Here is a 13714-nt window from a genome sequence, read left to right on the forward strand (position 1 = left end):
CGACCGGTCCGCCCGCCCCGCCCCTTCGCCGCGTTCGGACGACTTCCGAGCCGCCGGGTCTCGCGGACCGGGTTTCAGTCGGCCTGCTCGGCCGCCTTCGCCGCCTGCGGAGAACCCTCCGGGCCGCCGGGGCCTTCCGCGGCGTCGTCCGTCGGTTCGTCGGCCTGCCGCGGCGGCGCCAGGCGCTCCTCCACGGACGCGCGCTCCTTCGCCGTCGCGGCGAGTTCGACCTGGTGCCCCTGGAACCAGCGGCTCGCCGCGACCCGCAGCCGCCGGCGACGGGGGACGCGCTCCTCGTCGGGGAGACCCAGCGGCTCGGGGGTCTCGCGCATCAGCAGGCGGTAGCGCACCGAGGGCCCCACGGCGCGGTGACCGGAGGAGAGTTCGCCGTGGACCGCCTGTCCCACCTCTCCGGTCTCCTCGCCCTCGGAGAGCCTGCGGCGGTCGCGTTCCTGCAGGGCGAGACAGAGACGCCGGGTCAGGGCGAAGGCCAGGGGCGGCGCCACGATCAGCGCGATCCGCAGGATCCAGGTGATCGTCTCGACCGACAGCCGGAAGCCGAAGGCGATGACGTCGTTGCCGCCGGCCAGCAGCAGCACGGCGTAGAAGACGATGCCGGCCACGCCGAGGCCCGTGCGGCCCGGTCGGTTGCGCGGCCGGTCGCACAGGTGGTGCTCGGCGCGGTCGCCCGTCAGCCACCTCTCGATCAGCGGGTAGAAGAGCAGACCGGTGAACAGGACGCCCGGCAGCACCAGTGTGGGCACGAAGACGTTCCACATGATCGTGTGCCCCGCCACGTTCGTCTCCCAGGGAGGCATCAGCCGCAGCGCGCCCTCCAGGAACCCGACGTACCAGTCCGGCTGGGAGCCGGCCGAGTCCTGGTCCGCCCGGTAGGGCCCGTAGTTCCAGACCGGGTTGACCTGCGCCACCGCCCCCATGATCGTCAGCGTTCCGAAGACCAGCAGGAACAGCCCGGTGGACTTGGTGACGAAGTGCGGGACCATCGGCTGCCCGACCGCGTTGCGGTTGGTCCGGCCCGGCACGGCCCACTGCGTGTGCTTCAGGTAGAAGACCAGCAGCAGGTGCGCCGTGACCACGGCCACCAGCAGGGCCGGCACGAGCAGGACGTGCAGCACGTACAGGCGCGGGATCACCACGTGGCCGGGGAACTGCCCGCCGAACACGAACATCTCCAGATACGTGCCCACGACCGGGATCGACCCCACGATGGTCGCCGCCGTCCGCAGCCCGGTCCCGGACAGCAGGTCGTCGGGCAGCGAGTACCCGGCGAAGCCCTCCACCATCGCCAGGATGAACAGCGTCACGCCGAGCACCCAGTTCGCCTCCCGGGGCTTGCGGAACGCGCCGGTGAAGAAGACGCGGAGCATGTGCACGGCGACGGCGGCCAGGAAGACCAGGGCCGCCCAGTGGTGCACCTGCCGGATCAGCAGCCCGCCCCGCACCTCGAAGGAGAGGTACAGCGTCGTGGTGTAGGCCTGCGTCATCGGTTGTCCCTGGAGCGGGACGTAGGGGCCCTTGTACGTGGTCTCGACCATGCTGGGGTCGAAGAACAGGGTGAGGTAGACCCCGGTGAGCAGGAGCACGACGAACGAGTAGAGGGCGATCTCCCCGAGGAGGAAGGCCCAGTGATCGGGGAACGCCTTGCGCAGTGCGGCCCGGGCGAGCTCGGACAGCGGCAGCCGGCCGTCCGCCGCCGTGAAGCCGCGCCTTGTCGCGTCCTCGACCTGGGCCCGCCATCGGGCGCGACGCTTCCGAAGGAACACTGTGCTCTCCTGACGGTCTGCACGAGACGGTGGGGCGTCAATGCCGAACCCTCACCCGTCCAGACCCTCAAAGAGCGGGGCCACGCCGACGTGTGGGCCGCACGGTGGAATTAGTCGGCGCGGCCGTGGACCGAAAGCCGTGTCCCGCGTGGTGGGCCCACCAGCGGCGAGGCAGCCCGGGTTGCCCGTGCGTCCGGGCGTCGCTCGCGGACGCGGCGGCGCACGAGCAGGGTCGGCAGGACCCAGCACGCGATCCACCACAGCGCCAGGAGCGCGGCCAGCAGGAGCGCCGGGACGGACCCGGTGATGTGACGGAGGACGACGAGGATCCCGAGAACGGTCATGGCGAGCAGAAGGACCATGCCGGTCGCCACCAGTCGCGAAGCCCAGGCGACCGTCTCGGACTTGACCCCGAGGCCGGTGACGAGCCGGTGCAGGGCGACCGGTCCCGTGAGTGCCGCCGTCGCTCCGGCGCCGCTCAGCACGCACACGAGGTAGAGCAGCCGGTCGGTGTGGTCGAGCTGTCCGTACGCGGGGGTGAACGACGCCGCCAGGAGGAAGGCCAGGAGCAGCTGGACGACGGTCAGCACGACGCGTACCTCGTGCATGAGCTCCGACCAGAGGCGGTCGGCCCGCTCGTCGCACGTCTCCTGGCGCTCTCCCACGTTGGCGGCCCGGGAGATCACGGGACACCGCCGTACGTGGCGGACGTACGGTTCGTGACCATGTCGGTCACCTCCCGTCAGGGGGTGAACAGCACCTTGACGGCGCCGTCCTGCTTCTTCTGGAACATGGCGTACGCCTCCGGTGCCTCGCCCAGAGGAAGCCGGTGGGTGGCGAAGTCCTCGACGCCCAGCGGGTCGCCGTCGCTGACCAGGGGCAGCAGGTCCGGTATCCAGCGCCACACGTTGGCCTGCCCCATGCGCAGTTGGATCTGCTTGTCGAACAGCGTCATCATCGGCATCGGGTCGGTCATGCCCCCGTAGACGCCCGACAGGGAGATGGTCCCGCCCCTGCGCACCAGCTCGATGGCCAGGTACAGGGCGGAGAGCCGGTCCACTCCGAAGCGCTTCATCAGCCCGGCCGCCAGCCGGGACGGCAGCAGCCCGGTCACCTTCTGGGCGCCCGCCGCCATCGGTGCGCCGTGGGCCTCCAGGCCCACCGCGTCGATGACCGCGTCCGGTCCGCGGCCGTCCGTCACGTCACGCACCGCGGCCACCAGATCGTCCTGGTCGAGGTCGAAGGCCCGCACGCCGTGCCGGCGGGCCCGGTCCAGGCGCTCCGGCACGAGGTCGATGCCGATGACCGTTTCCACGCCGAGGTGGGCCGCGACGCGCGTGCACATGTCGCCGATGGGGCCGAGGCCCAGGACGGCGAGGCTGCCGCCCGGGGGGACGGCGGCGTACCGGACGGCCTGCCAGGCCGTCGGCAGGACGTCGGAGAGGTAGACGAACCGGTCGTCCGGCGGGCCGTCGGGGACCTTGACGGGCAGGTCGTTGCCGAAGGGCACCCGCAGGTACTCGGCCTGGCCGCCGGGCACCTGGCCGTAGAGCTTCGTGTAGCCGAAGAGGGACGCTCCCGTGCCGTACTCGTGGACCTGGGTGGTCTCGCACTGCGAGTGGAGGCCCTGCCGGCACATGAAGCAGGTGCCGCAGGAGACGTTGAAGGGCACGACGACCCGGTCACCCGGGCTCAGTTCGCCGACCTCGGGGCCCGTTTCCTCGACGATGCCCATCGGTTCGTGGCCCAGGATGTCGCCCTCTTCGAGGAACGGACCGAACACCTGATAGAGGTGCAGGTCAGAGCCGCACAGTCCGGTGGTCGTCACCTTGACGATCACGTCGGTCGGCTGCTCGATCACCGGGTCCGCGACGGTGTCGACGCGCACGTCGGCCGTGCCGTGCCAGGTCAGCGCCTTCATCGGGGTTCCTCCTCGCCCGCCGTGGCCGGAGCCTGTCCGTCGCCGCTGTCCGGTTCGGCCATCCTGCGGTGCCCTTCGGCCTTGAGCGCGTCCGGCAGGACCTTGTTGAGGAGCTCCTGCGTCTTGGTCCTCACCGAACCCGCGACGACCTTGTTGCTCCCGGACTCCATCGCGGCCAGGCCCTGCCGGGCCACGTCGGCGGGATCGTCCTTGTCCTGCCGGCCGACTTTCGTGTCGAGCATGTCCGCGCGGCGGAAGAAGTCGGTCTCGGTGGGCCCGGGCATCAGAGCGGTGACGGTGACACCGGAGTCCTTCAGCTCGTTCTGCACCGCCTGCGAGAACGACTGCAGGAAGGACTTCGACGCGTTGTAGACGGCCTGGAACGAGCCCGGCATCGTCGAGGCGATGGAGGAGGTGATCAGTACGCTCCCCTCGTCGCGTTCGACCATGTGCCGCACCGCCCGCTTCGCCAGGTGCACGGTGGCGCGCACGTTGAGATCGACGATCTCCAGCTCGTCGGCCAGATCCGTCTCGGCGAACGCGCCGCCCTGTCCCACCCCGGCGTTCAGGGCGACCACCGCGACCGGGCGGCCACGGGCGGCGACCGTCTGCCACAGGCGCTCGGCGTCCTCGTACCGCCGCAGGTCGGCGCGGACCACGTCCACCTCCGTGCCCGCCTGCCGGATCCGCTGCGCCGCCCTCTGGAGCCGGACGTCGTCCTCGGCGTTGATGACGAGGTCGTACCCGCGCTCGGCCAGCTGGCGCGCCAGCTCGTATCCGATGCCGCTCGAAGCTCCGGTCACTACCGCCAACGGCTTGATTGCGTTCATGTCCGGCCGAGTGCCCCGTTCGGCGGCGGGTACGCGAAACGATCCGCGGGCTTCCGCGTCGGTCGCTCGGCGGATCAGGCGACATGCCGGGACCGGCCGGCACGGGCCAGCGCGACGCGCGGGTAGCGGTGAGCGGTCCACGGACCGCGTCGAGGAGGCTGGGATGGAGTCTTCGGTGGACCGGATCAGCGACCCCTGGGGCAGCCGGGTCCCGCACGGACGCCACAAGGAGTGGCCGGCCCGGGTGGACACGTACCTCACCTGCGGGCTCCGGCCCGAGCAGGTGCAGAAGTGGGTCCAGACGGCTTCGATCCTCCACTCCGACGGGGACGCCATGGACATCGCCGTGGTCGACGGGCGGATGGCCGGTGTACGGGGACGGGCGGCCGACCGGGTCAACCGCGGGCGGCTCGGCCCGAAGGACCTCTTCGGATGGCAGGCCAACGCCTCACCCGACCGGCTCACCCACCCCCTGGTCCGTGAGAACGGGCGTCTCGTGGAGACCGACTGGGAGACCGCCATGAGCCGGGTGGTGTCCCGCTCCCGCGCCCTCCTCGACGAACGGGGACCCGGCTCCATCGGCTTCTACACCAGCGGACAGCTGTTCCTGGAGGAGTACTACACCCTCGCCGTGCTCGCCCGGGCCGGGATCGGCACCAACCACCTCGACGGCAACACCCGCCTGTGCACGGCCACCGCCGCCGAGGCGCTCAAGGAGACGTTCGGCAGCGACGGGCAGCCCGGCAGTTTCGACGACATCGACCACGCCGACGTCATCGCCCTCTTCGGTCACAACCTCGCCGAGACCCAGCCCGTGCAGTGGATGCGCGTCCTGGACCGGCTCGAAGGCACCGACCCGCCCCGGCTGCTGTGCGTCGACCCCCGGCCCACCCCGGTGGCCCGCCGGGCGACCGTGCACCTCGCCCCGCGCATCGGCACGAACCTGGCGCTGCTCAATACCCTGCTGCACGAGATCATCCGCACGGACCGGGTCGACCACGCATACGTCGAGGCGCACACGGTCGGCTTCGAGGAGCTCGCCGCCCAGGTCGAGCACTGCACGCCGCAGTGGGCGGCCGGGATCTGCGACGTCCCGGCGGCGCTCGTCACCGAGGCCGCCGAGCTGTTGGGCGGCGCCGACCGGCTGCTGTCCACGGTGCTGCAGGGCGTCTACCAGTCCCACCAGGCCACCGCCGCCGCCGTCCAGGTCAACAACCTGCATCTGATCCGGGGGATGCTGGGCCGGCCGGGCGCGGGCGTGCTGCAGATGAACGGGCAGCCCACCGCCCAGAACACCCGCGAATGCGGAGCCGACGGGGACCTGCCGGGCTTTCGCAACTGGCAGAACGACGCGCACGTGGCGGAGCTCGCCGAGGTGTGGAACGTCGAACCCACGGCCATTCCGCACTACGCGCCGCCCACGCACGCCCTGCAGATGTTCCGGTACGCCGAACAGGGCTCGATCCGCATGCTGTGGATCAGCGGCACCAATCCCGCCGTGTCCCTGCCGGAGCTGACCCGCATCCGCTCGGTCCTCGCCCAGGACCGCCTGTTCCTCGTCGTCCAGGACCTGTTCCTCACCGAGACGGCCCGGTACGCCGACGTCGTGCTCCCCGCCGCGACCTGGGGGGAGAAGACCGGCACCTTCACCAACGCCGACCGCACGGTCCACCTCTCGGACAAGGCCGTCGAACCGCCGGGCGAGGCGCGGCCCGACCTCGACATCTTCCTCGACTACGCCCGCCGCATGGACTTCCGCGACAAGGACGGCGGGCCGCTGGTCACCTGGCGGGACCCGGCCTCCGCCTTCGAGGCGTGGAAGCGCTGCAGCGCGGGCCGGCCGTGCGACTACACGGGCCTGACCTACGACATGCTGCGCGGCGGCAGCGGCATCCAGTGGCCGGTCAACGACGAGGCACCCCGGGGAACGCCGCGGCTCTACACCCACGGCATCAGCTGGGCCCGGCCCGAGACATGCGAGGACTACGGCAAGGACCTGGTGACCGGGGCGGCCGACAGCGAGACGGACTACCGCGCCCGCAACCCCGAGGGCAAGGCGATGCTCAAGACCGCCGCCTATCTGCCCCCGCACGAGGCCCCGAGCGAGGAGTTCCCCTTCCAGCTGACGACCGGCCGCACCCTCTACCACTTCCACACCCGCACCAAGACCGGCCGCGTACCGCAACTGAACGCGGCGGCCCCCGACGTCTGGGTGGAGATCTCGGCCGACGACGCGACCCGGCTCGACCTCGCCGAAGGCGACCTCGTGGAGGTCACCGCCCCACGCGGCGCCCTGTGGGGACGGCTGCGCGTCACCGACCTGCGGCCGGGCGTGCTCTTCGTACCCTTCCACTACGGCTACTGGGACACCCCCGCCGGTACGGGCCCCGAAGCCGGCACGCCGGGCCGCGCCGCCAACGAGACGACGATCACCGACTGGGACCCGCCTCCAAGCAGCCGCTGTTCAAGACCGCGGCGGCCGCGCTCACGCTCGTCGCCCGAAGCGACGGAAGACCCTCGCCCGCCCCCACCTCCACCGCCTCCGCCCCCACCGCTCCGGCCGCCGCGCGGGATCTGCCCGCCACCGCCGGAGGACTGGCGGCGCAGGTGTCACAGACCCCCGACACCACCTGGGACCGAAAGGAAGACCGGAAGGAAGACCGGAAGGGAGACCCGAGGGAAAACCGGAGGGAAGACCGCGAGGAGGACCGCCGGTGAACGGCATCGAACTGGCTCTGCGCGCCCTCCACGACGGCGAGGGGCACCTCGTCGGTGAACTGGAGCGCCTGTCGGAGCGCCACCGCGCGGAGCACGAGGTCCACCACGTGGCCACCGACGTCGCCGCCTGGTCCCGGGAACACCTCAGGCGCCTGGCCGACGCGGCGGCCCACTACGGCGTGGACCTGGACGACGAGCCCGGCGACTCCGCCGGGGCGCCCTTCGCCGCGTTCACGACGACCACCTCCGACAGACGGGGCGATCTGTCCGAACCGGGCCTGCTGCTCCTGCGCGACCTGCGTGAGGTGCATCTGGCCGCGACCCGCAACTCCCTGCACTGGGAGATGCTCGCCCAGGTCGCACAGGCGTCCAAGGACACCCGGCTGCTCTCCCTCGCCTCCTCCTGCCACCCCCGGACGCTGCGCCAGATGCGCTGGACCAACACCATGATCAAGAACCTCTCGCCCCAGGTCCTCGCCGCCCTGTGACGTCCCAGGCACCGCGTGGAGCCGATCGTGGAGCCGATCGTGGAGCCGACCGTGGAGCCGAACGCGCGGACCGTCAGCCCGGCCGTCCGGCCGTGCGGAGCAGGAGCAGGGCGATGTCGTCGGTGTGGGACGCGTCGGGCCGGGCCCGGTGCAGGAGCGTGTCGATGAGCCGGTCGAGGTCCTGGCCGCTGTGCTCGGCGATCTGGCCGGCCAGGTCGTCGGTGATCCGGTCCGGATCCACGCCGGGGGACTCGACGAGGCCGTCGGTGTAGAGGGCCAGCGTCGCTCCGGGGCCGAGCGGCAGCGTGGTGACGGGGTACGTGAGGCTCGGGTCGATGCCCAGCAGGGGGCCCGGTTCGAGTTCCACGATGCCGGCCCGCCCGCCCGGACGGTGCAGCAACGGGGGCGGGTGGCCCGCGCTGGCCACCACGGCCTCCTGACGGGCGAGATCGATGTGCACATAGGTGCACGAGACCAGGAGATCGGTTTCCAGGTCGGCCAGGACGCGGTTGGTCCGGGCGAGGACGCAGCCGGGCGGCCCTCCGGCCGTGGCGTGGATGGCCGTGCGCACCTGCCCCATGAGGGCGGCGGCTGCCACGCTGTGGCCCTGGACGTCGCCGATGACGGCCGCGGCGCTGGCACCGTCGAGGCGGATGACGTCGTAGAAGTCGCCTCCGATGGCCATCCCGTGACTGGCCGGCAGGTAGCGGGCCGCCGTGTCGAGCCCCGGCAGCACGGGCAGCCTGTGCGGCAGGAGGGCCTGCTGCAGGCCGCGGGCGAGGTCGCGGGCGGCGTCGTACAGCCGGGCCCGGTCCAGGGCCTGCGCGATCAGCCCGGCGAGCGAGGTCAGCACCGCCCGCTCGTCGGCGCCGAACTCCCGCGGCCGGTCGAAGGAGAGGATGCAGCAGCCGACGGGCCGACCGGAGACGATCAACGGCAGGAACGCCCAGGCCTTCTTGCCACTGATGTGCGGCGCCCTGGGGTACTGGCGCGCCATCTCCTCGGGATCGGCGAAGAACGCCGGGACCCCGTCGGCCAGCACCTGCCCCGTGGGCGTGAGATCCGTGTCGAGGGGCAGTCCGTCGAGCCGGTCGATCGTCTCCTGGTCGTAGCCGTGATGGCCGCGGATCTTGAGGCGTCCGGCATCGGCGGCAGACAGCACCAGGCCGTCGGCGCCGAAGGCGGGCAGCACCTGGTCGGCGACCAGCTCGACGACGTCGCGGACGGCCACCGTCTCGGTCAGTGCCGCCGCCAGATGGACCAGCTGGTAGAGACGCCCGACCTGCGCGGTGCCCGACGGCGCGGACCGGGCGGGCCGCGCCGATACGGCCGTGGGCGGCCGGCCGTGTTCGTCGGCGGCGGCCCGGGTGATCCGTACGCTGATCCCACTGGCGTCCGGGTAGAGCTGGAACCGGAGCCAGGTGTCCGGCGGCCGCAGAGACGTGAACGCGACGGGATCACGGCTGATGACGGCGGTGCGGTAGTGGTCCTCCGCCACCGCGTCGTCCAGCCAGGGCAGCGACTGCCAGGGCCGGGTGCCGAGCAACCGGTCGGCACCGACGCCGAGCAACGCCGCCGCCTCGGTGGTCAGGAAGTTGATCCGGCCCTCCAGGTCCATTCCGAGGGCTCCCTCGGGCAGCCGCTCCGCGTAGTCCACGGCGGCCTGGGAAGGCTGTCGGCCGTACATCGGGGCCGCGGAGCCCACCGGGACCAGGCGGGGCTCGTCGGGCATGGTGAGCGGCACCGGGGCGTCGTCCAGGACACGCGCCATGCGCCGGGCGGCGGACGCGATGTTGCCGTGCTCGCGGCGGGAGGCATCGGTGGGGTGGCTGGCGGGCCACAGGAGAAGCAGCGCCCCCCAGCAGCGGTCACGCCCCGTCACGGGCACCGCGGCGAGGGCGAAGCGGTACGGCAGACTGGCGGCGGCGCGCGGATAGGCGCGGACCAGGTCGTTCTGCGAGCCCACCCACACCAGGCGGTTCTCGCGGATCGCGTCGCTCACCGGCACCGGAGCGCCCAGCGGCACCCGCCGCCACGGCCACACGACCTCCGGCGGCACGCCGCAGAGCGCCGTCAGACCCAGGAGCCGGCCCGCCTCGTCGAGCAGGTAGAAGCCCCCGGCGGAGGCCCCGGTACGGCGCAGCGTATCGACCAGCGTCTTGTCCAGCAGTCCGGCCGCGTCCGGCGGCCCGGTCCCGTCCGGCAGTCCGGCCGTGTCCGGCAGTCCGGCCGTGTCCGGCAGTTCGGCCTCGTCCGGCAGTCGGATTCCGTCCGGCAGTCCGGCCTCGTCCCGCAGCTCGGCTGCCTCCGGTCTCTCCTCGGGTCCGCCCATCACCGCACCTCGCCCAACACCCGGGACACCCGTACCTCGACCATACGCCCGGGACGCCGCGCCGCCGGGCCGACGCGTGTCCGGCGCGGACTCCGCGGGAGGAGAACGCGTTCCCAGGGGCACGGCCCGCGGAGCGGGGTGTGCGTGGTGCCCGCCGAACCGGGTAGCCGCAAGCCCGTGACGTCCCTCAACCGCGGAGGAGCCATGGATCACTCGCGCGCACCCGTACTCGAAGCACTGGAGGACTTCCGGCGGCGGGGGGACGTCGTCTTCGGCCCGCCAGGGCACAAGCAGGGCCGCGGCGCCGACCCCCGGGTCGCCGAGATCGTCGGGGACGACGTCTTCCGGTCGGACGTACTGCTGCTCAACGGCCTGGACGACCGACGGGAGTCGCACGACGTCCTCGGCCGGGCCCAGGAGCTGATGGCCGACGCGGTCGGCGCGGAGCGGTCGTTCTTCTCGACCTGCGGCAGCTCCCTGTCGGTCAAGACGGCGATGCTGGCGGTGGCCGGCCCCGGTGAGAAGCTGCTGCTGTCCCGGAACGCGCACAAGTCCGTGATCGCGGCGGTGGTGGTGAACGGCGTCGTACCCATCTGGGTGCACCCGAAGTTCGACGCGGAGCGGCACCTCGCCCATCCACCGGAGCCCGACGACGTCCGGCGCCGCCTGGACGAGCATCCCGACGCCAAGGGCATGCTGCTCATCACCCCCACCGACTGGGGTACGTGCGCGGACGTCCGCGGGGTGGCCGACGTGTGTCACGCGTACGGCGTCCCGCTCATCGTCGACGAGGCATGGGGCGCGCACCTGCCCTTCCACCCCGAACTGCCGGTCTGGGGCATCAACGCCGGCGCCGACCTGGTCGTCACCAGCGTGCACAAGATGGGAGGGGCGATCGAGCAGAGTTCGGTCTTCCACCTCCAGCACGACCGCGTCTCCCCGGAGGTCCTCAAGCAGCGTGAGGACCTGCTGGGCACGACGAGCGCCTCCAGTCTGGTGTACGCGACGCTCGACGGCTGGCGGCGCCAGATGGTCGAGCACGGCCGGGAGCTCCTCGGCGGCGCGCTGCAGCGGGCGGACCGGGTCCGGAAGGCGGCGGACGCGCTGCCCGGCCTCGCGCCGATGGGCGCCGAGGTGGTCGAAGCGGGGCTCGCGGCCGAGTTCGACCCGCTCAAGATCATCATTGACGTACGGGACCTCGGCATCAGCGGAATGCAGGCCGCCGAGTGGCTCCGCGAGGAACGCCACGTCGACGTGGGCGGCTCCGACACCTGCCGGATCGGCGTGTCGATCACCCACGCGGACGACGACGAGACCGAGGAGACCCTGGTGGACGCCCTGACGGCGCTCACGGAGCGCGCGGACACGCTCGAACAGCGGCCGGCCGTCCGACTGCCGGAGCCCTCGGCCCTGGAGCTGGAGCAGGCGCTGCTGCCGCGGGAGGCCTTCTTCGCGCCCGTGGAGCACGTGGCCGCGGAGGACGCGGTCGGCCGTGTCTCGGCCGAGACGATCAGCCCGTATCCGCCCGGGGTGCCGGCGGTCGCACCGGGCGAAGTCATCAACGCCGAGGTGGTGGATTACCTGCGCAGCGGTGCGGCACACGGGGTCCTGATCCCCGATGCCGCCGACCCGTCGCTGCGGACGTTCCGGGTGGTCGCGCGCGGCGCCGCCACGTGAACTGCGCCTCCGCCCGGGGGAGGGCGTCCGGTCGGAGTCGTAGGGGAGGGCGGACGTCGGACCGGGTCGGACAGCACCGGCTCGTCCAGCATTGACTCGTCAGACGTCACCCGCTCGTCCGCGATGCCCGTTCACCGGGAGCCGGTAGAGGGCGAACGCGCGGCGGATCACGGGCTGGGCGACGTTGCGGACCCGGACGCCGCCCGCCGTGATGCCGTGTTCGGTGCCGAGATGGGCGTGGCCGTGGACGGCCAGGTCGGCTCCGGCGGAGTCGATCGCCTCGGCGAGCAGGTAGCTGCCGAGGAACGGGTAGATCCCCGGCGGCTCGCCCGCCAGCGTGTCCGGTACGGGTGAGAAGTGGGTCAGCGCGATGCGGACGGCGCAGCCGTCGGCCGACAGCCCGGCGAGCGCCGCCGTCAGCCGCTCCGCGCTGAGCCGGGTGGTACGGACGAACGCCTTCATCTCGGGTTCCCCGAACTCGCTCGCGCTGGCCCCGACGAAGCCGCCGCAGAAGCCCTTCGTGCCGGCGACGCCGACCTTGTGCTCCCCCACCCGCACCACGACGGCATCGCCCTCCAGTACGGAGACGCCGCCGTCCCGGAGCACCTGGCTCACCTCGGCCTCCTGGCCGGAGTGGTAGTCGTGGTTGCCGAGGACCGCCACCACCGGCACCCGCGCGTCCTGGACCTCCTCCGCCACCACGGCGGCCTCCTCTGCCGTGCCGTGGCGGGTCAGGTCGCCGGCGAGCAACAGCAGGTCGGCGCATTCCGGCAGGACCGAAAGCGCCGGCCGCAACAGACCCCGGCAGTCCGGACCGAGATGTACATCGCCGACCGCCGCGACCCGCACGACGTCGGACGCCGGAGCGGTGCTCATGACAGCTCCTCCCACCGGTCAGGGGCGTCCGCGCACGCCACGACGAGGTCGGCGAGCACCGTGACCCCCGCCAGTTCGGCGCGGGCGAGAGCGAGGATCTCGTCCCGCCGGGCGGCCGTGGGCACGGTGCCGGTCAGCAGGACGGCGTCGCCCCGCTCCTCCACGCGCACGCCCAGCTCGGCGAGGTCGTCGCGGGCGAGGCGCTCGACCAGCCGGGCGACGCGGTACTCGTGCTCGTGCGCTTCGAGATGCTCACCGCTCATCGCCGGTCGCTCCTCTCCTCCCGCCCCCTTGCCGCTCGTGCTGCTCGCGCCGCTCGGCGCGGCTCGGCCGGTGGCCGCCGCCCGTCCCGTCGGCCCTGTCGATCACGCCGAACAGTTCGAGCAGGTACAGGAAGGCGATCGCCATGGGGTTGTCCGAGGTCTCGGCCCGCACCCGCGCCCAGTCCACCCGCTCGCGCAGGCCGCGCGCCACGGGAAGAAGCGGGCCGAAGTCGCAGTGGTGCTCGGAGAACGCCGAGAGCCGTACGGCCATGAGGTCCGTGGGGTCGATCACCGGCATGTGCACCGAGTCCACCGGCAAGGTCCAGGCGCGCGCCAGCAGTTCGGTGGTGACGGGCCGCCCGGCCAGAGCGAAGATGAGGTCGATCTCCTCGCCACCGGTCCGGGCCTTCACCAGCCAGTCCTCCGGCGGTTCCACGATGCGCACGCCTCGCCGCTGCAGCAGTCGCGTGACGGTCTCGGCGTCCTCCCTGCGGACGGCGAAGTCCGTGTCGTGCTGGAGAGGGACCGGAATGCCGTGCGCGTACACGGCGACGCTTCCGACCAGGGCGAACGGGCAGTCCGAGGTCTTCAGTATGGAGGCGATCTCCTTCGTCGCCTCCAGAATGGCCTGGGTGTGATCGGCCGGCAGGGCGCCCGTCCGGTCGGTGCGCGGGCCGCGGTCCGGCACGTCGGGGTCGGGGGTGTCCGGCCGTCCGAACCCGTCCAGCGGCTCCGCCGCGAGGTACGTGACGCTGCCGGGCCAGGCGTGCGGGTGGTGGGCCGCGCCGGAGCGGGCGCTGCCCTGTTCTTCCGCGAGGTTCATGG

Annotated in this window: 10 protein-coding genes and 1 pseudogene; 3 read left to right on the forward strand and 8 right to left on the reverse strand. The window is 72.4% G+C overall.

What is annotated here, in order from left to right; translation table 11 throughout:
* Positions 1-74: 74 nt before the first annotated feature.
* The 4 genes from qcrB to ACWEJX_RS29815 form a co-directional block, all read right to left on the reverse strand.
* The gene (qcrB, locus tag ACWEJX_RS29800) at positions 75-1784 is read right to left on the reverse strand and encodes a cytochrome bc1 complex cytochrome b subunit (protein ID WP_451610523.1); all 1710 of its coding nucleotides are present in this window, start codon (positions 1782-1784) and stop codon (positions 75-77) included.
* Positions 1785-1894: 110 nt separating this feature from the next.
* Positions 1895-2470, reverse strand: coding sequence for a DUF6328 family protein (locus ACWEJX_RS29805; protein WP_451610524.1), 576 nt, complete (start codon positions 2468-2470; stop codon positions 1895-1897).
* 56 nt (positions 2471-2526) lie between these two features.
* Positions 2527-3705: a zinc-dependent alcohol dehydrogenase gene (locus ACWEJX_RS29810; protein WP_451610525.1), complete on the reverse strand. Its 1179-nt coding sequence runs from the start codon at positions 3703-3705 to the stop codon at positions 2527-2529.
* A complete protein-coding gene (locus tag ACWEJX_RS29815) occupies positions 3702-4535 on the reverse strand; it encodes an SDR family NAD(P)-dependent oxidoreductase (protein ID WP_451610526.1) in 834 nt (277 codons plus the stop codon). The genes ACWEJX_RS29810 and ACWEJX_RS29815 overlap by 4 nt, the downstream gene beginning before the upstream one ends.
* Before the next feature lie 163 nt (positions 4536-4698).
* Here ACWEJX_RS29815 and ACWEJX_RS29820 point away from each other — a divergent pair.
* Both ACWEJX_RS29820 and ACWEJX_RS29825 read left to right on the forward strand, forming a co-directional pair.
* Positions 4699-7253: pseudogene (locus ACWEJX_RS29820) on the forward strand (molybdopterin oxidoreductase family protein).
* Positions 7250-7741: a hypothetical protein gene (locus ACWEJX_RS29825; RefSeq protein ID WP_451610527.1), complete on the forward strand. Its 492-nt coding sequence runs from the start codon at positions 7250-7252 to the stop codon at positions 7739-7741. The pseudogene ACWEJX_RS29820 and the gene ACWEJX_RS29825 overlap by 4 nt, the downstream one beginning before the upstream one ends.
* A gap of 73 nt (positions 7742-7814) precedes the next feature.
* Here ACWEJX_RS29825 and ACWEJX_RS29830 read toward each other — a convergent pair whose 3' ends face one another.
* Positions 7815-10073, reverse strand: coding sequence for a PP2C family protein-serine/threonine phosphatase (locus tag ACWEJX_RS29830; RefSeq protein ID WP_451610528.1), 2259 nt, complete (start codon positions 10071-10073; stop codon positions 7815-7817).
* Between the two features lie 204 nt (positions 10074-10277).
* On the opposite strand from ACWEJX_RS29830, the gene ACWEJX_RS29835 reads away from it, so the two are divergent.
* The gene (locus tag ACWEJX_RS29835) at positions 10278-11750 is read left to right on the forward strand and encodes an aminotransferase class I/II-fold pyridoxal phosphate-dependent enzyme (protein WP_451610529.1); all 1473 of its coding nucleotides are present in this window, start codon (positions 10278-10280) and stop codon (positions 11748-11750) included.
* A 99-nt stretch (positions 11751-11849) separates the two neighbouring features.
* Here the strand turns inward: ACWEJX_RS29835 and ACWEJX_RS29840 are convergent, their stop codons facing one another.
* Genes ACWEJX_RS29840 through ACWEJX_RS29850 form a run of 3 tightly spaced genes read right to left on the reverse strand, consistent with a single transcriptional unit; the run spans position 11850 to position 13712 of the window.
* A complete protein-coding gene (locus ACWEJX_RS29840; RefSeq protein ID WP_451610530.1) occupies positions 11850-12626 on the reverse strand; it encodes a metallophosphoesterase family protein in 777 nt (258 codons plus the stop codon).
* On the reverse strand, positions 12623-12889 hold the full coding sequence (locus tag ACWEJX_RS29845) for a BON domain-containing protein (protein ID WP_451610531.1): 267 nt from the start codon (positions 12887-12889) through the stop codon (positions 12623-12625). Before ACWEJX_RS29845 ends, ACWEJX_RS29840 begins: the two co-directional genes overlap by 4 nt.
* Positions 12879-13712 carry a hypothetical protein gene (locus tag ACWEJX_RS29850; protein WP_451610532.1) on the reverse strand — a complete coding sequence of 278 codons (834 nt, stop codon included), beginning with the start codon at positions 13710-13712 and terminating at the stop codon, positions 12879-12881. Before ACWEJX_RS29850 ends, ACWEJX_RS29845 begins: the two co-directional genes overlap by 11 nt.
* Positions 13713-13714 lie beyond the last annotated feature (2 nt).

The organism is Streptomyces sp. NPDC004788, assembly GCF_053601115.1.